A 20390-nucleotide genomic window follows, 5' to 3' on the forward strand; every position below is an offset into this window, starting at 1 on the left:
GACCGGCGATTCAGAGGTGCTGTGCGGACTCTGCATTCTATTTCTGTCTGCCCGCTCGGGGGCCAGCACATAAACGACGCGCTGTCTGATAGTTCTGCTTCCGAGTGGCCTCCGCAATCGATTTGAGCGGACCAGCCGCTTCGCTCGGACGTTACAGCAGCTGGTAGTCGCGCTCTTCGTGCTGGACGGAGATCCACTTGGTCTCGGTCAGTTCGTCCATGATCCACTCGCCGTTGTACCGGCCGATTCCGGAGTTCTTCATCCCGCCGAACGGGGCGTTGGGTTCGTCCTGAATCGGGTGGTCGTTGACATGGACCATCCCGGCGTCGATCTGGTCGGCGATGGACCGACCGTGTTCGACATCACCGCTGTAGACGCCCGCGGCGAGGCCGTACTCGGTGTCGTTGGCGAGTTCGACAGCTTCCTCGTCGGACTCGAACGGGATGACCGGAGCGACGGGGCCGAAGTGCTCGTTACAGGCCGCAGACATATCGTTGGTACACCCCGAGAGGACGGTCGGTTCGAGGAACAGGTCCTCGGCCTCGCCGCCCGTTTCCAGCGTCGCGCCGGCGTCGACGGTCTGCTCGATGAACGAGGTGAGCTGGTCGACCTGACTCTCGTTGATGATCGGGCCGAACTCCACGTCCTCGTCGAGCGGGTTCCCGATGGTCAGCGACTCCGCGTGCTCGACGAGCTTCTCGACGTACTCGTCGTAGACGGCCTCGTGGACGAGGTGGCGGTTGATCGAGATACACACCTGTCCCTGATGATCGAACGCGCCGACAGAGCCGGCCTTGGCGGCTGCCTCGATGTCGGCGTCCTCGGTGACGACGAACGGTCCGTTGCCACCGAGTTCAAGCGCCGGGAGGGCGAGCGCGTCTCCGGCCTGACTGGCCACGGACCTGCCGACTGCTGTCGACCCGGTGAACGACATCACACGGGCGGTCGGATGGCCGGCCATCCGGTCGCCGATATCGGAGCCGTGGCCCGTCACGACGTTGACGACGCCGTCCGGGAGGCCAGCCTCCTCGGCGATGTCGGCCAGCAGGAGGCCGCCAGTTATCGGCGTATCCGTCGCTGGCTTGATAACGACGGTGTTCCCCAGCGCGAGCGCGGGGCCGAGCGCCCGCGTCGTGAGATGTAGCGGGAAGTTCCACGGGGAGATAATCCCGACGACGCCAGCGGGCTCGCGGACGATGTGATGGTCCTTGTCCTCGTGATACATCGAATCGCGGACCTCCTCTTCCGGCGGGACCATCTCCAGTGCGCTCTGGAAGTCCGCCATGGCGAAGTTGGCCTCGGCAGTTGCTTTGGCCTGAACACTGCCTGACTCCGTCGCAAGTAGTTCGACGATTTCGTCGAGCCGGTCCTGCATCACTCCGATCATCGACTGGACGTACTCGTTGCGCTCCTCGCGCGACAGCGCCGCCCAGTCGGACTGGGCCGCGTCGGCGGCCCGGTAGGCGTCGTTGACATCCCCCTCTGTCCCGGCGGGTACTGCCGCGAGTTTCTCGCCTGTCGCGGGGTTAGTCACCGGAATCGTCTCAGATGCGTCGGCGTCGCGCCACTCACCGTCAATGTATAGTTGGTTCCACGCCGTCTGGCTATCTGGTTGTGACATTCTATAGTGTCGACAGCGCCACGGACTTTTATCCCTTTGGCAGCGGGCAAACGCTTAATTGAACTCCGGCCACAGATCCTATATGATCGATTACCTCGGTCTCGAAGACGACCTCGGCGAGGAAGAGCGGATGGTCCGTGATACGGCCCGAGAGTTCGTCGAGAACGAAGTCAAGCCGGACGTCGGGCAACACTGGATCGACGGGACGTTCCCGACGGATCTCATCACCGAGATGGGCGACCTCGGGTTCTACGCCCCGAACCTCGATGGGTACGGCCTGCCGGGACTCAGTGAGACGGCGTATGGCCTCCTCCTGCAGGAACTGGAGGCCGGCGACAGCGGCCTGCGCTCGATGGCCAGCGTGCAGGGGGCCCTCGTCATGTACCCGATTCACGCCTACGGCAGCGATGCACAGAAGGAGGAATGGCTGCCGGCACTCGGCAGCGGCGAGCGGGTGGGCTGTTTCGGTCTGACCGAGCCCGAACACGGGTCGAACCCGTCGGCGATGGAGACGACGGCCGAGCGCGACGCCGACGGCTACGTCCTGAACGGCTCGAAGACGTGGATCACGAACGCGCCCATTAGCGACCTCGCAGTGGTCTGGGCGAAGGTCACCTCCGCCGACGGCGACCCAGTGCGGGGCTTCCTCGTCGAGACGGACCGCGACGGCGTGACGACGAACAAGATCGACGAGAAGCTCTCGCTGCGGGCTTCGATTACGGGTGAGATCAGCCTCCAGAACGCCCGCGTTCCCGAGGAGAACGTCCTGCCGGGCGTCGAGGGGATGAAGGGACCGCTGTCCTGTCTCACACAGGCCCGCTACGGTATCGCCTGGGGAACGGTGGGGGCCGCCATGGACTGTTTCGAGACCGCCCACGAGTACGCCACCGACCGCGAGCAGTTCGGGAAGCCGATCGCCGGCTATCAGCTCCAGCAGGAGAAGCTCGCGGAGATGGCGACCCAGATATCGCTGGGCCAGTTGCTCGCCCACCGGCTCGCCGACCTGAAGGAACGCGGCGACCTCCGCCCGGAACAGGTGTCGATGGCCAAGCGCAACAACGCACGGATGGCCCGCGAGCAGTCACGGGTGGCCCGCGAGATGCTCGGCGGCAACGGCATCACGGCTGATTACTCCCCGATGCGGCACCTGACGAACCTCGAAACCGTCTATACCTACGAGGGAACGCACGACATCCACTCGCTCATCATCGGCCACGACCTGACCGGCATCCCGGCCTTCGAGTAGGGTCCGTCCGACACATTCCGGAATGCGGGATGTCGCCCACACGAATCTGCACTTCTCAATCATACGTGAGGTCGATCTTCAGCTCGCTGGCTTTCTGTTCCAGTAGGTCGGGGTACGTTGATTCGATATCTGCCCGGCGTACCCGGCCGCTCGGACCGAAGACGCTTAACGCGCCGATGAGATCGTCCTCGTGGTTGTACACCGGCACGCCCGCCGCGCGCAGGCCGTCCATGTGTTCTGACATGTTGGTCGCATAGCCCTGCTCGCGGACCTGTTCGAGTTCCTCGACCAGTGCATCCCGGTCGGTAATCGTGTTCGCCGTCAGTCTGTTGAGGCCTGCGGTTTCGACGAACTCTTCGATGCGTTCGTCGGACCACTCCGCGAGAATGGCTTTCCCCGAGGCGAGCGCGTGTAGTGGCCGGCGTTTGCCGATCATCGTGTCGCTCTGGAGCGGATTCCGGCCGCCGGCCCGATGGAGATACACGCCCTCGAAACCCTCCTCGACCAGAAACAGCGCCCGTTCGTCAGTCTCTATCGCCAGCTCGATGACTTTCTGCTTGGCGACGAGATAGCCCGGTCGCCGTATCCGCGGCGGTTCGCTGAGTTGCAGAAACCGCAGCGAGAGCCGGTATTCCCCGCCCTCTTCGACGAGATAGTTCATGTCGTGCAGCGTCTTGAGGTGTCGATACACCGTGCTCTTGGCCAGGTCCGTCTCTGCCCGGATGTCTGCGATTGTCGCGCCTCCCGCGTCCCGAATCAGCGCCAGAATCTCGAATGACGTCCGGGTCGTCGACACCTCTGACGTGCCGTTCTTGTTGCCGAGCATACGGGCTCGTGACCGCTTAGTGACATCAACGTTTCGCATACTCGACCACCGGGGTCCGACAGCTCGAATGCAACGAGTAGCTGTCCGCCGTTCGATTCCGCTGTCGAACCGAACCTAACTTGTAGTATGCGCCCGGAATCAACACAGACCATGCCACAGCTTGGCGCAAGCGATATCGAACAGCTCCGGGCCCAGTTCGAGCGACAGCTCGATGTCGGACTCCACCACGGCGCACAGCTGGCGGTGTACGTTGACGGCGACCTGGTCGTCGATTTCGCTGGCGGCTCCACGGGTCCCGACGGCGACGGAACGACGCCCGAGACACGCCACATGCTGTTCTCCTGTACGAAGCCGTTCGCCGGTGTCGGCCTGCACCAGCTCGTCAAACAGGGCAAGCTCGACTACGACGACCGGGTCGTCGAGCACTGGCCGGAGTTTGCCGACGACGGCACACAAAAGGCATCGATCACAGTCCGGCAGGTGCTCAGCCACACCGCCGGTATCCCCTTCGGCGAACTCATCCGTCGCTGTAGCGGCCAGCCGGTCGAAGACTACGTCGCCGAAAACGTGTTTGAGCCGCTGGGGATGGACGATACCGGAATCGGTCTGCGGGATGACGAGCCCGACGACGTGGCGACCCTGACCGGACACGAGGCGTTCGACCGGTGTCACGATGTCGACGAGGGGCTCGAAGACCCTGCCGCGGAGTACGCGGCGGCGTTCAATCAGGCGGCGATGCGCCGGGCGGTGATTCCCGCAGCCAACGGCGTCGGCACTGCCCGGGACATGGCCCGGTTCTACGCCTGTCTCGCAAACGGCGGGTCGCTTGACGGGACGGAGCTGCTGACCGAAGCGACCGTCGACGAGGCGACCACGACCCACGCCGAAACCGAGTCCGACGGCACGCTGTCGCGTCCGGCTCGCTACGGACTCGGCGTCTGGACCGGTGGGCTGGCCGCCGACATGTTCGGGGCCGCCAGCAAAGAGCGCATGTTCGGCCACGCCGGCCTCGGCAGTTCGTTCGGCTGGGGCGACCCCGAACTGAACGTCGGGTTCGCGCTCGTCACGAACGGTATCCGCGAGGAGTCCTTCGAACACGCCGCCCGCGTCGGCCAGCTTTCCGACGCTGTCCGACTGTTGTTACAGGGCTAACGGCGGCATCCGCGGTTCGTCGCAGGCTTCTTTTGACCTTCTGGAACGAGAATCGTGTTCCGAGCCACGGTAGCGCCGTGTGACCGCGGTTTTTGTATGATTCGCCCCGAACCCTCTGGTATGAACTTCCCAGACCGAGGCGACGTGGACCATCTCATTGCCCCACAGCCGCTGCCGGACTTCGCTCGTATCCAGTACGAGCCTGAGACGGCCGCCGTCGACGACCCGTCGGCTGCGACGCGCGCCGAACTCGGCCGTCTCGACTTTGATGGGCTGGCACCGGGTGCGACTGTCGCCGTCGCCGTCGGCAGCCGCGGCATCCACCGTATCGACGACATCGCCGAGGCTGTCGTCGCGGCTGTTCGTGACCGGAGCTTCGAGCCGGTCGTCGTCCCGGCGATGGGGAGCCACGGCGGGGCGACGCCGGAGGGCCAGCGCGAAGTGCTGGAGAGTCTGGGGATCACCGAATCGCGCCTCGACGCCGACATCGACGCCCGGATGGACACCGAGCAGGTCGACACCGTCACCGTCGGTGACACCGAGTTTCCAGTCCACGTTTCGACGGCGGCACAGGAAGCGGATGCCGTGATCGTCGTGAACCGAGTGAAACCCCACACTAATTACAGCGGTCGCATCGAGAGTGGTCTGACGAAGATGACCGTCGTCGGGCTGGGCAAGCAACACGGCGCGAAGGCGTTCCACTCGACAGCTATCACGGAAGGGTACGTGGAGGCGCTGGAAGCCGCGCTCCCGGTTGTCGAGTCGGCGCTGCCGCTTGTCGGCGGCATCGCGCTGGTCGAGAACTTCCACGAGGAGACGGCCCACGTCGAGGCGATTCCCGCGGGCTCGTTCGCCGACCGCGAGCCCGCCCTGCTGGAACGGGCGTACGACGAGATGGCGACGCTCCCGGTCGACGACATCGACCTGCTCGTCGTCGACGAACTCGGCAAGGATGTCTCCGGCGCGGGAATGGACACGAACGTCATCGGCCGCTACCGCGTTCTCAACGCACCGGACCCCGACGAGCCGTCGATCAAGCTGCTCTACGCCCGTGGACTCACCAAGGCGACGAAGGGCAACGGCAACGGCATCGGGCTGGCCGACATCACCCGCCGGGCCGCTGTCGACCAGCTGGACCTGCAGAAGACGTACGCGAACGCACTCACCAGCGGGTCGACGGCGAAGGCAAAGCTCCCGCTCGTCGCGCCGGACGACGAGTTCGCTATCCGGACGGCGCTGTCTGCGCTCGGCGGCTACGACCCCGACACGGTCCGCATCGTCTGGATCCAGTCCACACAGGAGCTCTCGGTGCTCCACGTTTCCGAGCCGCTCGTCGAGGACTTGCCGCCCGCCGCCGAAGTCACCGAGCGTGAGTCGCTCGCGTTCACCGACGGCACTGCGTCGTTTACCCGGGACTAACTCTTCGGTAGCGACAGTCCCGCCGTGCGTCTGAAACAATTTCTAACAACTGTACGTTCGTTTCTCTGGCCCCGCGTATCAGGATGATGAACGTATTGGAATACGAGCCAATCCGAGCTGACGCAGGAACCGGAAGCGAGCAGAAGCACGAGCACTGATTTCCACCCAGAGAGAACCGATTCCTTTGCGTGGCTGTCTACATATATGCCACTAATATAGTTTTATACAGCAAACTATAGGTGATTTGGCGACATATATAATTAAAAAGACCGAAAGCAATATCAGAAATAAAAATCTGAATACAAACAATGGCATAAAAAGGAGTTTCGCAACAGACGCAACTTGATTATCGACAGACACAGAGTGTATAGAAAGCCACGGACACTGCCAAGCAGGCCTTTTTTCTAGAGGGCGCGAACAGTCGCTGACCCTGTCACACTGGCCGTCCGGCTGTCGTCGTGTTCGGGAGTCGCTCGGCGACAACTTCGATAGGATGGGGTGGAATCTCCTTGACGCCGTCGCGGTCACCCAGTTGCGACCGACAGGACCCGCCCGGGGCAACGACGCGGTCACCGTCGCTTTCCTCGACCTTGTCGAACAGCAGTCGCCCGATAGTCTTCGAGAGGTCGTAGTGCTCGTCGTGGTAGCCGAAGCTCCCGGCCATGCCACAGCACGTCGAGTCCAGCGGGTCGACCTCGTAGCCGACCCGGCGCATGACGCCGACGGCGTGGTGGTCCTTGTTGGTCCCCTTCTGGTTGCAGTGGCCGTGGTAGCTGACCGCGCCGGCGGCCCCGAGCGACCGGTCCTCGACCGGCAGCGCGTCGTCGAGTCGGAACGTATCGAGGTACTCCAGTACGCCGTAGGCGCTGTCGGCCACCTGCGAGACATCGGGGCCGTCGAGCAAGTCGCGGTACTCGTCCTGGAACATCACCGCGTCAGAGGGTTCAACAAACACGACGTCCCAGCCATCGGCGACGCGCTCCGCGAGCCGGTTCGCGTTCGTCTCGGCGCGCTCCCGCGCCAGGTCCAGCATCCCGGAGGAGTACGCCGCCCGTCCCGACGGCGCGGTGTCGTCCGGGATGGCGACGTGGACGCCCGCGGCTTCGAGGGTTTCGACGGCGGCCTTGCCGGCGGCCGGGTACGAGTAGTTCGTGTACGTGTCGGGGAACAGCAAGACCTTCCGGTCGGCCTCGGCCCGCGAGACGGTTGAGCCGCCGCGGTCATCGAACCAGTCTTGCAGCGTCTCCCGGCGGAAGGTCGGGAGTTCGCGCTCCGGTGCGATGCCGAACAGTTTCTGCATGACGACTCGCGCCCCCGGGATGTCTGTCGCCCAGTTCGAAACCGGGGCCAGCGCCGACCCGATCTTCGAGGCGGTGTCGATGTTGGCGAACAGGCGCTCCCGGAGGCTTGTTCCCTCCTCTTGGTGGTGCTGGTGTTTCAGTTCGGTCTTGAGTTTCGCCATGTCGACGCCGGTCGGACAGTCGCTCTTGCAGCCCTTGCAGCCGACACAGAGGTCGAGCACTTCCTCCTGGAACCGGTCGGAGTGAATCTCGTCTTCGTCAAGGTCGCCGCTGATGGCCGACCGGAGGAGGTTCGCACGGCCCCGCGTCGTCTGAACCTCCTCCTCCGAGGCGCGGTAGGTGGGACACATCACGTCCCCGTCGGTCTGTCGACAGGTGCCACAGCCGTTACACAGTTCGACCAGATGTGAGAAACCGCCCTCGTCCTTGAAGTCGAGCGTCGTCTGTGGCTCCAGAGACTGGTAGTCCGGGCCGTACCGGAGGTTCTCGCGCATGTCCGCGCCGACGCCCCGGTCGGTGTCGGGGCCGATGTCTTCGGGCCCGTCGCGGTAGACGACGTTACCCGGGTGCATCCACCACTGTGGATCGAACGCCGTCTTGACTTCCTTGAACGCATCCCAGAGCGTCTCGCCGTACATTTTCGGCGTGAACTCTGTCCGGGCCATCCCGTCGCCGTGCTCGCCGGAGAACGACCCCTTGTGTTCCAGCACGAGGTCGGTTACGTCGTCGGTGATAGAGTGCATATCCTCGATGCCGGATTCCTCCTTCAGGTTGAGAATCGGGCGGATATGGAGCGTTCCGGAACCGGCGTGGGCGAAGTACGCGGCGGAGGTGTCGTGGTCGGCCAGCACGTCCTCGAACTTCTCGACGTACTCGGCCAGTTCGGCTGGCGGGACCGTCGCGTCCTCGATGAACGGGTACGGCTTGGGGTCGCCGTCCATGGACATCAGGAGCGGAATCGCCGCCTTCCGGAGCTTCCAGAGGTCGGCCTGGTCTTCGTCGGTGTAGGCCTCGACCACGTCGAAGGCCGCGCCGGTATCGAGGAACCGCTCGTTGGTCCGCGCGATGGCCGCCTCGAAGTCGTCGTGCAGTTCCGAGTCGTATTCGAGCATCAGTGCGGCCGCCGCCCGGTCGGGAATTGGCTCGACGTACTCGGCGTAGCCGTCGGACCCCGCTGCGAGCCTGAACATCTCGTCGTCCATCAGCTCGACCGCGCTGACATCGTAGTCGAGCGCGACCGGGACGGCCCGCATCGCGTCCCCGAGCGTGTCGAAGCAGTACAGCGCCAGCGCCGTCTCCTCGGGGACCGTCACCAGCGAGAGTTCGGCCTCGACGATGACGCCCAGCGTCCCCTCGCTCCCGACGAACAGCTTTGCGAGGTTCAGGACCAGCTCCCCGTCGTCGTTCTCGTAGATGACGCGGTCGAGGTTGTAGCCCGACACCCGCCGTTTCAGATCTGGGTAGCGTTCTTCAATCTCCTCGGTGTTCTCTTCGACGATTTTCCGGACCGTCCGGTAGATGTCGGCCTCACGGTCGTCTTTGCTCACGATGTCGTCCCACTCCGGCGAGTCGATGACCACCTCGCGGGCGTGGATGAGCGACCCGTCCGAGAGAACGGCCTTCACCGCGTCGGTGTAGGCGTCGGTGATGCCGTATCTGACGGAGTGCGCGCCGGTGGAGTTGTTCCCGATACCGCCGCCGACCGATGCCCGGTTCGACGACGCCGGGTCAGGGGCGAACTTCAGGCCGTACTCGGCCAGCGTGTCGTCCAGATCGTCCTGCACCACACCGGGCTGGATGCGCGCCGTCTGCTCGCCAGGCCGAATCTCGATGATCTCGTCCATGTGCCGGGACATGTCCAGCACGACACAGCCCGGGCCGACGGTTTGCCCGGCAAGCGACGACCCGGTTCCGCGAGGGAGTATCGGCACGCCGTGGGCCGTCGCCACGTCGACGGCCGCTCGCACGTCGTCGATACCCGTCGGATACACGACTCCGGCCGGTTCGGCGCGGTAGATGCTCCCGTCCGTTGCGTACAGAATCCGGGCGTATTCGTCGAACTCAACCCCACCTGAGACCCGCGAACGGAGCGCTTCCGTAAGGTCTCGATACGCGTCGACATCCGGTCTATCCAGGTCCAGTTCCTGTGCTGACCAGGTGTCCTCGACGTTTTCAATCGCCATACGAGCATTCAGGGGTAATAATCATTAAAGTCTGTGGCATGCGGTCACAATTCATTCTGGGGAGCCCGCCAGCTATTTGCCCCGGGGCGTCGGATGCGGTGTATGGTCAGTGCAAGCGTGCTCCATATGTGCCTGAACGTCGCCGACGCGGCGGAATCGATTGCCTTCTACGAACAGTTCGGCTTCGAGGAGTCTTGGCAGTTCACGACGCCGGACGGCGAGACGACGAACTACTACGTGGCCGACGACAGCGGCGTCGAACTACAGCTCTCGGAGACGGACGGCGAGACGAGCTTCGAGATGGGAGACGGCTGGGACCACCTCGCGCTCGGCGTCGACGACGTCGACGCGACGGTCGAGCGCATTGACCACCACGGAGTCGTCAAGGAGCCGGGGCCACAGCCGGAAGCCGGCGCGTACACGGCCTTCGTGGCCGACCCCGACGGCCATCGCGTCGAACTCATCGAACCGCTAGAAGACTGAACCGCGCCCGCGGCGTTTCGAATGGCGAAACGGAACGGCCCCGTCAGTTCCCGACGGCGGTCGCCCGCTCGACCACGTCGGCTCCGTACATCTCCTCTAGTTCTTCGTGTTGGTCCGGCCGGTGCTCGTAGACATCTTGAAACAGCGTGATGGGCGTCTGGGCGGCCTGATAGGTCGCTTCGTCCCACATCCGGTCCTTGCTGACCTCGACTTCGACGCCGTCGATGACCAGTGTCGCGGCCTGTGTCATCGCGATGGCCCCCTTGCCGGCTTCCTTTGCGGCCTCGAACTCCTCCATAGAGTCGACGATGTCGTTCATGCTGGGGATGTATGCGGTCCGGTCGAGCAGTTCCTCGGTGAGTTCATCCTCGTCCAGTTCCAGCCGCTCACCGCCTGCCCGAAGGACGTAGCCGCCGTCGCCGTCCGGCTCCAGCGAGAGGTCGTCGCCGTCGTACACCTGCCTGCCGTCCTCATGTTCGAGTTCGACCTCCTGACCGCCGGCTTCGAGCAGCCAGCTGCCGGTCTTGGGCGGGAGCGGGGCCGTGTTCGCCTCCACGACTTGACCCGGCGTCAGCGACCAGATGCCGGTCATCCCCTTCGCGCGGTTGTCCTTCATTCGCTCGCGGTAGCCTTCGACGTCGCGGATGTCGTCGTAGGGACCGTCGACGGCGATGAGGCCCGCGGCACTGGCACCCCGGGAGGTGTTGTGGCGCAGTTCCGGCCACGGCGGCAGTTCGCCGGTGGGCGTCATCGCGCGCATGTCCTTCGTGTAGTCGACCTCGCCGTCGACCAGCAGGAACATGCGTTCGAGGTTGTTCGAGGGCTTGCCCATCTCGTCCCGTAGGTCGCCCATCGCCAACTCGGCCTCGCCGCTCTCGACGATGACCGACATCGAGAGACTCCCCTCTTCGAGCCCGTGCTCGTTCTCGATGATGGTGAAGAACTCGTCGGCCTTCTTCCAGTCGTCGATATCGCCGACCTCCGGAATGACGAAGCCGTCGATGTGCTCGACGGCACCGTTGTCGGGGTCTGTTATCTCCAGCATCTGCTGGAAGCCCTGATAGCGGGTCGTCGGGGACTCGCGGTGCCAGACGACGCGCGGGTGTATCTCGCCGGGGAAGTCGGCTCCCTGTTCGGAGACCACGTCGATGATGTTCTCGACGCCCTCTTCTCGCATGTTCGGGGCCGTCGCGTCCTCGTTGTCCGGGACCCAGACATCCGGGGCCTGCAGGCCACGGAGCTGGCCCGCGCTTCGGAGCATCTTGGCTGAATCGCTCTCGCCGTCCACCGCTGTCGGCGAGGTAAAGAACGTTCTGACGAACTCGCGCTCGTAGTGTCGGGTCACACTCATAACTCGTCTCAAAGAACCAAACGGACCGTGTTAAATCTACCGTCCGTTGTCGACCGAGACATCAACGAGCGCAGTTATTCCACCGTCTTCCGCCGTATTCGAATTTACGAAATATATATTTCTGGTAACTATTGGTGCGCTGTCTGCCCGGACGACACAACAGTCGGCGGCACACACTGATCTGTCGGTATCTCGTGGCCGTTCGGTCTCCACGTCGCGGAGTCCTGGCAACTTCGGCCGCTGGAATCGCGCCATCGCGCCCGACTTTCCGTTTCGTCTTTTCGAATCACTCTGCCGGTCGAAACACGCGGTGAGCCTCTCTCGCCAGATATGTCGCCCCGGAAGCTAGCGCAGAGCGGTTTTCACAGCCGATACGGCAATTTTATTCGAGCGGCCCAAGAACTGGTGACTAATGACACGGGCAAAAACGGACTCGGTCCGGGCGACGCAGACCTCGCTGGCGGTACTCTCGGGTATCAAGGAACTCGGCGGGAGTGCCACGCTGGTGGAGCTCGCCGATTCGCTGGAGTCGGCCAAGAGCACGATATACAAGCACCTGCTGACGCTGGAAGACGAGGGCCTGGTGGTGGAACGGGACGGCGAGTACCGCATCGGGCTCCGGTGGCTGGAGTTTGGCGGCATCGCACAGCGTTACGACGGCATCTACGAGGTGGCAAAGCCCGAGGTCAGGCGGATGGCCGTCGAGACCGGCGAACTGGCGAACCTGATGATAGAAGAGCAGGGCTACGGCATCTACATCCATACGACCAGCGGCGACCAGGCGGTCGCGCTCGATACGCGCCTCGGGAAGCGTATTCACCTCCACAAGACCGCTATCGGCAAGGCGCTCCTGTCGAGTTTCGACGACGACCGGGTCGCGGAAATCATCGAGACTCGCGGGCTGCCAGCCGAGACGGAGAATACCATCACAGACCGCGAGGCACTGTTCGCGGAGCTCGAGACGATCCGAGAGCGGGGGGTCGCCGACGACACCGAGGAGCGGGTCGACGGAACCGGCTGTGTCGGGGTTCCCATCGATACCGGCGACCGACGCGAGGCCGCTATCAGTATCACCGCACCCATCAATCGGTTGCAATCGCCGGGCCGCAAAGCGCACCTCATCGACACGGTACAACAGGCTGCCAACGTCATCGAGGTCAACCTGGCCCACGAATGACAGCACTGGTTGTTTTATCGATAGATCAACTGATAGCAATCCCGGACGGCTCTCCGTTCTCCGGTTAAATCTAATAGCAGTACAGTTGTTATTCGATAGCCGAGACCCCGCCACCTGTGGTGGTATCCCCTGCTGGCTTCGAACGGGCAGCCGTTTTTTCAGCGCCCATCTCTTCACATATACCTGATATCTGCCGACAAATAGTGGATTATAGTTCATTAAATACTCTGCTCTGTCAGGTATCGATGACAGTTGAGAGAGTATCGTTTCGATATCTCTCTGGAAAGGGAGATAATATCACTGGATTAAATAATACTACGCCGAAATTTCGCTTGCGTCGACAACTCCTGACAGAACGGTGTACTTTTTGAATGCACCCTCCCAATACATGCCTGTGACACAGTTGGAGTCGACAATTCGAACGCGGCTCCTCGAATCGCATCGCGAGACCCTGCAGTCGGTTATCGACGCCGGCCACTCGGTGGCCACCGCCTGGCCGACCGACGACGTGCAGGAATCCGGTGCAGTGACGGAGCCGCTGGAGCGCCTCCTTCGAGAGCAGGGGCTGACCGCGGACCTCCTTGGGATGCTACAGACTGGGACGGCAGCGATAAACGACACAGTGCAGGGCAGACCGATCCCAGCCCCGCCGTACCTTGTCATCACGAGTCGGGGTCCGCTCTGTCGCGGAACGCTCAGCGATGGCCGGCGACTGGTCGTCGTTTTGGAGCTGTTCGCGGTCCGACGGTCACCGACGCGGTACCGGTTTCGGGACCCGACACCCGAGGAACTACTCTCGGTTTCTATCAGATAGCATTACATATTCGCCTTCGAGGGATATTAACTTCTGATACTACCAAATAATAATCGATACTACTAATATCGTGTTAACTGTCATCAGTTAACGTAGTATGGCAGACTATACACTAGCCACGGACGACGGACGGCTCGAAGCCCTGCGTCGGATGCTCCTGATACGGGAGTTCGACACGACAGCAGGCGAGTACTTCGCAGACGGGGAAATCCCGGGGTTCGTCCACCTGTACATCGGTGAGGAGGCGGTCGGCGTCGGTGCCTGTGCAGCGCTCGATCCGGACGACTACATCGCCAGCACGCACCGGGGGCACGGCCACTGCATCGCGAAGGGGCTCGACCCTGAGCTGATGATGGCCGAGTTGTTCGGCAAACAGGACGGCTACTGCAACGGCAAGGGGGGCTCGATGCACATCGCCGACGTCGATTCGGGGATGCTCGGCGCGAACGGCATCGTCGGTGCCGGCCCGCCCATGGCGACCGGTGCGGCGCTCACCATCGACTACAAGGACCTGGACAAGGTCGCCCTTGGCTTCCTCGGCGACGGGGCCGTCGCGCAGGGGCAGGTCCACGAGGCGATCAACATGGCCTCGACATGGGACCTCCCGGCGGTCTTCCTGGTCGAGAACAACCAGTACGGCGAGGCCACGCCGGTCGACAAACAGCACAACGTCGAGAACCTCAGCGACACGGCCCAGGCCTACGACATTCCGGGCGTCACCGTCGACGGTATGGACGTCACCGCTGTCGCCGAGGCCGTCGAGGAGGCCCGGAAGCGCGCTCGGGCGGGCGACGGGCCGACGCTGATCGAGGCTGAGACGTATCGCTACCGCGGTCACTACGAGGGCGACGAGCAGCCGTACCGCACGAAAGATGAAATCGAGCAGTGGCAGGAGCGCGACGCCATCGAGTCGTTCAAACAGCGGCTCATCGACCGTGGCGAACTCACCGAGTCCGAGTTCGAAGAGCTCCAGTCCGAGGTTGAGGAAGCCATCGCCGACGCCGTCGACTACGCACAGGACGCGGACATGCCCGATCCCTCCGAGGCCTACGAGGACATGTTCGGCGAACCGGTCCCCGAAATCGAACAGTTCGCGGCCCGCCCGCGTGCCGACGGGGGGACGCGCGGAGGTGACACACGATGACTGCACAGGCGCAACTCGATCCGGAACAGACTGAGACGATGACCGTTCGGGAGGCCATCAGACAGGCCCTCCGTGAGGAGATGGAGCGCGACGAGGACGTGTACATCATGGGCGAAGACGTCGGCCTGTTCGGTGGCGTCCTCGAAGTGACCGGCGACCTCTTCGAGGAGTTCGGCGAGGAACGCGTTCGGGACACCCCCATCGCCGAGGCCGGGTTCATGGGCGCTGCGACGGGCGCGGCCGCGACCGGCACGCGACCGGTCGTGGAACTCATGTTCAGCGACTTCATGGGCGTCTCGATGGAGCAGATCATGAACCAGATGGCGAAGATGCGCTACATGTTCGGCGGGAAGACGGAGATGCCCGTCACCGTCCGGACGACCGAGGGCGGCGGCATGGGGGCCGCCAGCCAGCACTCCGGCACGGTCCACGCCTGGATCGCCCACTTCCCCGGCCTGAAAGCGGTCGCACCCGGGACGGCGGCCAGCGCGAAGGGGCTCACCAAAGCCGCCATCCGCTCGGACGACCCCGTGTTCGTCTTCGAGAACAAGATGATCTACGAGCAGAAGGGGTCGGTCCCGACCGACGAGGACTTTACCGTCCCCATCGGTGAGGCGAGCATCGAACAGGAGGGCGACGACGTAACCGTCGTCGCAACCCAGCGCCTCGTCGGCGAGTCGCTGGACGTGGCCGAGACCCTGGACGGCGACGTCGACGTCGAGGTCATCGACGCCCGGTCGCTGTACCCGCTCGACACGGACACCATCGTCGAGAGCGTCGAGAAGACGGGCCGCCTCGTCGTCGCCGACGAGAGCCCGCTCTCCTACGGCATCCACGCCGAAGTCGCCGCTAGAGCGCAGGAAGAGGCCTTCTTCAGCCTCGACGCGCCGATCCAGCGGGTCGGCACGCCGGACACGCACATGCCGTTCAGCCCGCCGCTCGAACAGGAGGTCCTGCCCGACGGGGACGAGGTCCAGCACGCCATCGAGCGGATAACCTGAACACGTGGCTCGCGTAGGCCTGGTCGTCAATCCGGCCGCCGGTCGCGACATCCGCCGCCTCACCGGCGGCGCGAGCGTCGTCGACAACTACGCCAAGCGCCGCGTCGCCGAGTGCGTCCTGGCGGGCCTGACCATCGTTCCCGACACCCCGAGCGTCGCGGTCATGCCGGACAACGCCGGTATCGCGGCCCACGCGGTTTCGGAGGCTCCCGACGGCGTCACTATCGAACAGGTGGACATGCCCGTCGAGAAGTCGGCGGCCGACACGCGGCGCGCGGCGGCCCACTTCCGCGAGCACGCCGACGCGGTGGTCGTGCTGGGCGGCGACGGGACGACCCGCGACGCGGCGATGGAACTCGGCGACGTGCCGCTCGTCTCCGTTTCGACCGGGACGAACAACGTCGTTCCGACGCCGGTCGACGGGACGACCGCCGGCGCGGCCGCGGCCGTCGTCGCGAGCGACGTCATCGCCGACGACTCCGTCACCTATCGACACGGGAAAATCGAAGTAGTGGCCGACGACGTCAACGGCACGAAGCGGCTCACCGGGCTGGCCGCCGTCGAAATCACGGACCGTCCGTTCGTGGGGACCCGCGCCGTCATCGACCCCTCGGAACTGCTGGGCGGCGTCGTCTCGCGGGCGCACCCGTCCGAAATCGGCCTCAGCTGCGTCGCCGGGTGCCTAGAGTCGCTGGCCCCCGACGAGCCGGGCGGCGCGGCGCTTCGTCTGAGTGACCCCGCGGACACGTCCCGGACGGTCCGGGCGATCCTCGCTCCGGGGATGACCACGGAAGTCGGCGTCGCAAGCCACGACCGACTGGGCTGGGACGACCCGGCGACGTTCGAAGTCACAGACGGCGTCGTCGGCGCGGACGGTGAGCGCGAACTCGAACTGGTGGACGCCACGGTGGAGATACGGCCCGTCGCCAACGGGCCGCGACTAGTGGACGTCGACGCCGCGCTGGGTGCTGCGGCTGACGCGGGAGCGCTGCTGCAGGACGCGACGACAGTCGAGAACCCCTGAGGGGACCAAATCTCCCCCTTGGTGTGGTCGGAGCCGCTACGTCATGTCGGGTTTGACCAGGATTTTGACGTGGTCGCTCTCGGGGTCAATGAGCCGGTCGAACCCTTCCTCGACGATCTCTTCCAGGCCGATTCGGCCAGTGATGAACGGTTCGGGGTCCAGGCGGCCGTCAGCGAGCATGTCGATCACCATTCCGTACTCCTCGCCCGACCGCGGTCCGCCGAGGTAAGCGAGCGTTCCAGTCACCGTCCGCTCACCGAGGACGAGGGTGTTCGGATGTGTGTTCACCTCTTCCTCCCAGATACTGACGATAGTCGTCCGGCCACTCGGGGCCGTGCTCTCGACTGCTGCGTTGAACGAGGGTTCGACGCCGGCGACCTCGAACGTAACGTCGGCTCCGCCGTCCGTGTGCGACTGGATGTACTCGACCGGGTCAGTCGTCGTCGGATCGATGAGTTCATCCGCTCCGCAGTCATCGGCCCGGTTCCGCCTGGCGTCGCGCGGTTCGGAGACGAAAATCCGTCCCGCACCGGCCGCGCGAGCGCACTGGATCACCGAGAGACCGATCGGCCCGCTCCCGAACACGGCAACCGCGTCACCGGCCTGTAGTTCCGACCGGCGAACCGCGTGCAGGCCGACGCTCAGCGGCTCGACCAACGCACCGTGTTCGACGGGCACGTCGTCGCCCAGCGGGACAGCCCGCTCAGCGTCGACGACGGCGCTCTCGGCGAACCCACCGTCCCCACCGGAGAGACCGATGAAACCGATTGAGTCGCAGATGTGGTAGTTCCCCTCGTGACACTGCCGGCACTCGCCGCAGTAGAGGATGGGATTGATAGCCACGGCATCCCCGACGGACAGGTCTGTCACTGCGTCACCCACTTCAGTGATTGTGCCACTGTACTCGTGTCCCATCCGGATCGGCGCTTTCTCTCCCGATACTGGGTGTGGCTCTCCCTCCGGCACGAAGATGGGGCCGGCGGTGTACTCGTGGAGATCCGATCCACAGATCCCGCACGAGTCGATATCGATCCGAACCTCTCCCGCGTCTACACTCCCTTCGGCTACCTCTTCGATCCGAATGTCTTTCGGACCGTGATAGGTTGCTGCTTGCATAGCTTTCTACAATTTCTTTTCATTATATATGAATATCTAGCTTTTTATAGATCGGCCACGGCGTGATCGGCGCCGACGGTCTGCGGTAGAAGCGCCGAGACAGCGACGCACGCCACGAACTCACTCCCGCCCGCGATACGACCCGAGAATGAGTTCCGACGCTCGTGCCGCCCGCTCGAAGAACCCGTCGAGGAACGCCTGCGCCTCCCCGGCACCAATCGCGCGCGTGTCATACGTCAGGCTAGCAGTCACGAGCGGCTGGATAGTAACGCCGTTCCCGCCCGGGACGGCCCGCTCGCCGGTCGGGTCGATCTCCAGCGCCGCGACGGCCGGCGGATTGATCAGCCGGCCGCTACCGGCGGTCTCGGCGGCGTTCGTGACAGTGAAGGTGGCCTGGTGGGACGGCTCGCTCTCGCCGTCGACCGACTGGCGGATGTCGACGATCTCGGTGAGGGACTTGTTCGCCGCGTCGGAGATGACTCCCGAAACCGAGCCGTTGATGTCGGCGACGAGGGCGATGTGCTGTGGCTCCGCGACCTGGTGGGTCGACTCGGTGAACGTGCCGTTCATGACGGCGTGTTCGCTGAGCGTCGCCGAGGCGAGGACGAGCGCCACGTCGGTCATCGTCACGCGTTGCTCGAAGGCCGTCCGGACCGCTTCCATCGTCTCGAACAGCGCCTCACCGGCGGGAGGGTCCGCGGTGGCTGTGACCCGTTCGTACCGGTCCAGTTCCGGCCGTTCGGCCGAGAGCCACTCCACGCCACCGCGCTGTCGCTCGGCCCTCTTGACGGGCGGTTCCGCCTCGGCGGCGGCCTCGACGTCACTTTCGGTAATCGCACCCTCAAAGCCGGTCCCGTCGACGGTGGTCAGGTCGACGCCTAACTCCTCGGCCCGCTTCTGCGCACGCGGTGAAGCTTTCACTTCCTCTGTGTCGCCTTCGCCCGCCGGTTCGCTCTCGGCCGCGTCGGCGGCCGCTTCGACGTCGTCTTCCGTGACCGCACTGTCGAACCCGGTCCCCTCGACGGTCGTCAGATCCACACCCAGTTCTTCGGCCCGCTTCTGGGCACGCGGCGAGGCTTTCACGTCGTCACTGCTCCCTCCAGTGTCGCCCGTCTGGCTCCCGTCGTCACCGCCGCCCCCTGCCGTTTCGGGAGTCGCGGCGACCGCTCCCGATGCTTCTGCCGTCTTTGTCGCGGCTGTTTCGCCCTCGCTCTCAGCCGTCTCGGCGTCGTCTTCCAGTTCGGCCTCGGCTTCCGCCTCTAGGTCGGCGATGTCGGCGTCCGGCGCTGCGAAGATGCCGATCGGCGTTCCCGGCGGCACAGCGTCCCCCTCCTCGGCGTAGACGCGCCGGAGCGTCCCGTCCTCGCGTGCCTCGACTTCGCCGATGCTCTTCTCGGACTCGACTTCGGCGATCATCTCGCCCTCCGAGACCTCATCGCCTTGCCTGACGGTCCATTCGAGCACGGTTCCCTGTTCCATCTCCAGCCCGAGCTTCGGCATCTTGACAATGTATGACACGGTACGCTACCTATCGCCGCGCGGTTACTAAAAAACATGTGGCGGGACCGGTCGTCGTAGCGGCCGGCCCCCGTCGGGTTCGCTGCGGGCCGGTTCGCTAGATGACGTTCTGCAAGATGCCGCCGTCGACGACCACCGCCTGCCCGGTGATGTTCCGGTTCTCCGCGAGGAAGACGACGGTCCGACCCATGTCCTCGGGAGTCTGGTCCCGGCCCATCGGGATGGTGCGGTCGATGGTCTCCTCGTAGGATTCGTCGAGTTCTGGCGTCAGCACGTCCTCCCACATCGGCGTCTCGACGATGCCCGGACAGATGGCGTTGACCGTCACGTCCGGCGCGAGTTCGAGACACAGCGACTTGGTAAACCCGAGGACGGCGTGTTTCGACGCGCAGTAGTGGGTGAGGCCGGCGGCCCCGATAGACCCCGCGATTGAGGCGGTGTTGACGATCGAACCCTCCGTTTCCCTGAGATGCGGGGCCGCGGCCCGGGCCGTGAGGAACATCCCCTTCATGTTCACGCCCATGACCGTGTCCCACTCCTCCTCGGCCATTTCCTCGACCGGGGCGACGGTGATGACGCCCGCGTTGTTCGCGAGGACGTCGATGCGGCCGAACTCGTCGAGGACCTCCTCAACCATCGCCTCGACCTGGTCTGCCTTCGTCACGTCGCAGTCGATGACGTGAGCGCGCTGGCCCTCGGACTCGACGCGGTCGACGACATCCTGGGCGCGCTCGGTACCGGCCATCTCGGTAGACGACCGCTGGTTGTACGCCGATTCCATCACGTCCACGTCGGCGATGACGACGTCGCTGCCCGCGGCCGCGAGCTCGGCGGCGATACCGCCCCCGATGTCGCCGGCCCCGCCCGTCACAATCGATACAGCTCCGTCTAGTGTGGTTTGTTCAACCATCCCACAAAAATGTCTATCAACTATTACAATAAAACATAGTGACGCACTCGCGGCGTGACTGCCTACGACAGCGTATCGACTGCTGCCGGGGTTACACTCCGGAT

The 20390-nt window shown here is 64.3% G+C and carries 16 protein-coding genes; 9 read left to right on the forward strand and 7 right to left on the reverse strand.

All coding sequences use genetic code 11. From position 1 onward, the window contains the following. Positions 1 to 151 precede the first annotated feature (151 nt). Positions 152 to 1621, reverse strand: a complete 1470-nt coding sequence (locus D3D01_RS05375; RefSeq protein ID WP_121511484.1) for an aldehyde dehydrogenase family protein — start codon at positions 1619 to 1621, stop codon at positions 152 to 154. An 82-nt stretch (positions 1622 to 1703) separates the two neighbouring features. Here D3D01_RS05375 and D3D01_RS05380 point away from each other — a divergent pair, with 82 nt between their 5' ends. After that, positions 1704 to 2867, forward strand: a complete 1164-nt coding sequence (locus tag D3D01_RS05380; protein WP_053967361.1) for an acyl-CoA dehydrogenase family protein — start codon at positions 1704 to 1706, stop codon at positions 2865 to 2867. Positions 2868 to 2922: 55 nt separating this feature from the next. Here the strand turns inward: D3D01_RS05380 and D3D01_RS05385 are convergent, their stop codons facing one another. After that, positions 2923 to 3693 (reverse strand): IclR family transcriptional regulator, encoded by a 771-nt coding sequence (locus D3D01_RS05385; protein WP_121511485.1) that lies wholly within the window; start codon positions 3691 to 3693, stop codon positions 2923 to 2925. Between the two features lie 150 nt (positions 3694 to 3843). On the opposite strand from D3D01_RS05385, the gene D3D01_RS05390 reads away from it, so the two are divergent. Further along, positions 3844 to 4845 (forward strand): serine hydrolase, encoded by a 1002-nt coding sequence (locus tag D3D01_RS05390; RefSeq protein WP_121511729.1) that lies wholly within the window; start codon positions 3844 to 3846, stop codon positions 4843 to 4845. Between the two features lie 120 nt (positions 4846 to 4965). After that, entirely contained in the window at positions 4966 to 6264 is a 1299-nt protein-coding gene (locus D3D01_RS05395; RefSeq protein ID WP_121511486.1) for a DUF362 domain-containing protein, read from the forward strand. 433 nt (positions 6265 to 6697) lie between these two features. Here D3D01_RS05395 and D3D01_RS05400 read toward each other — a convergent pair whose 3' ends face one another. After that, complete coding sequence (locus D3D01_RS05400) at positions 6698 to 9748, reverse strand: FAD-binding and (Fe-S)-binding domain-containing protein (RefSeq protein WP_121511487.1); 3051 nt, start codon at positions 9746 to 9748, stop codon at positions 6698 to 6700. 102 nt (positions 9749 to 9850) lie between these two features. Here D3D01_RS05400 and D3D01_RS05405 point away from each other — a divergent pair, with 102 nt between their 5' ends. Beyond that, on the forward strand, positions 9851 to 10231 hold the full coding sequence (locus D3D01_RS05405; RefSeq protein ID WP_121511488.1) for a VOC family protein: 381 nt from the start codon (positions 9851 to 9853) through the stop codon (positions 10229 to 10231). Between the two features lie 43 nt (positions 10232 to 10274). Here D3D01_RS05405 and aceB read toward each other — a convergent pair whose 3' ends face one another. After that, on the reverse strand, positions 10275 to 11582 hold the full coding sequence (gene aceB, locus D3D01_RS05410; RefSeq protein ID WP_121511489.1) for a malate synthase AceB: 1308 nt from the start codon (positions 11580 to 11582) through the stop codon (positions 10275 to 10277). Between the two features lie 412 nt (positions 11583 to 11994). Here aceB and D3D01_RS05415 point away from each other — a divergent pair, with 412 nt between their 5' ends. The 5 genes from D3D01_RS05415 to D3D01_RS05435 all read left to right on the forward strand — a co-directional run bounded on the left by D3D01_RS05415 (position 11995) and on the right by D3D01_RS05435 (position 16742). Further along, a complete protein-coding gene (locus tag D3D01_RS05415; RefSeq protein ID WP_121511490.1) occupies positions 11995 to 12759 on the forward strand; it encodes an IclR family transcriptional regulator in 765 nt (254 codons plus the stop codon). A 388-nt stretch (positions 12760 to 13147) separates the two neighbouring features. Beyond that, on the forward strand, positions 13148 to 13573 hold the full coding sequence (locus tag D3D01_RS05420) for a hypothetical protein (RefSeq protein ID WP_147439898.1): 426 nt from the start codon (positions 13148 to 13150) through the stop codon (positions 13571 to 13573). Positions 13574 to 13670: 97 nt separating this feature from the next. Continuing rightward, positions 13671 to 14717: a thiamine pyrophosphate-dependent dehydrogenase E1 component subunit alpha gene (locus tag D3D01_RS05425; protein ID WP_121511492.1), complete on the forward strand. Its 1047-nt coding sequence runs from the start codon at positions 13671 to 13673 to the stop codon at positions 14715 to 14717. Further along, positions 14714 to 15718 carry an alpha-ketoacid dehydrogenase subunit beta gene (locus tag D3D01_RS05430; RefSeq protein ID WP_121511493.1) on the forward strand — a complete coding sequence of 335 codons (1005 nt, stop codon included), beginning with the start codon at positions 14714 to 14716 and terminating at the stop codon, positions 15716 to 15718. Before D3D01_RS05425 ends, D3D01_RS05430 begins: the two co-directional genes overlap by 4 nt. Before the next feature lie 4 nt (positions 15719 to 15722). Next, positions 15723 to 16742 (forward strand): NAD(+)/NADH kinase, encoded by a 1020-nt coding sequence (locus D3D01_RS05435; protein WP_121511494.1) that lies wholly within the window; start codon positions 15723 to 15725, stop codon positions 16740 to 16742. 36 nt (positions 16743 to 16778) lie between these two features. Here D3D01_RS05435 and D3D01_RS05440 read toward each other — a convergent pair whose 3' ends face one another. The 3 genes from D3D01_RS05440 to D3D01_RS05450 all read right to left on the reverse strand — a co-directional run bounded on the left by D3D01_RS05440 (position 16779) and on the right by D3D01_RS05450 (position 20286). Beyond that, on the reverse strand, positions 16779 to 17858 hold the full coding sequence (locus D3D01_RS05440) for a 2,3-butanediol dehydrogenase (protein WP_121511495.1): 1080 nt from the start codon (positions 17856 to 17858) through the stop codon (positions 16779 to 16781). A gap of 120 nt (positions 17859 to 17978) precedes the next feature. Then, positions 17979 to 19376, reverse strand: coding sequence for an E3 binding domain-containing protein (locus D3D01_RS05445; RefSeq protein WP_199725370.1), 1398 nt, complete (start codon positions 19374 to 19376; stop codon positions 17979 to 17981). A 97-nt stretch (positions 19377 to 19473) separates the two neighbouring features. Continuing rightward, positions 19474 to 20286, reverse strand: coding sequence for an SDR family NAD(P)-dependent oxidoreductase (locus D3D01_RS05450; RefSeq protein WP_121511496.1), 813 nt, complete (start codon positions 20284 to 20286; stop codon positions 19474 to 19476). Between the last annotated feature and the right edge of the window lie 104 nt (positions 20287 to 20390).

The organism is Haloarcula sp. Atlit-7R, from assembly GCF_003666065.1.
Lineage (GTDB): Archaea > Halobacteriota > Halobacteria > Halobacteriales > Haloarculaceae > Haloarcula > Haloarcula taiwanensis.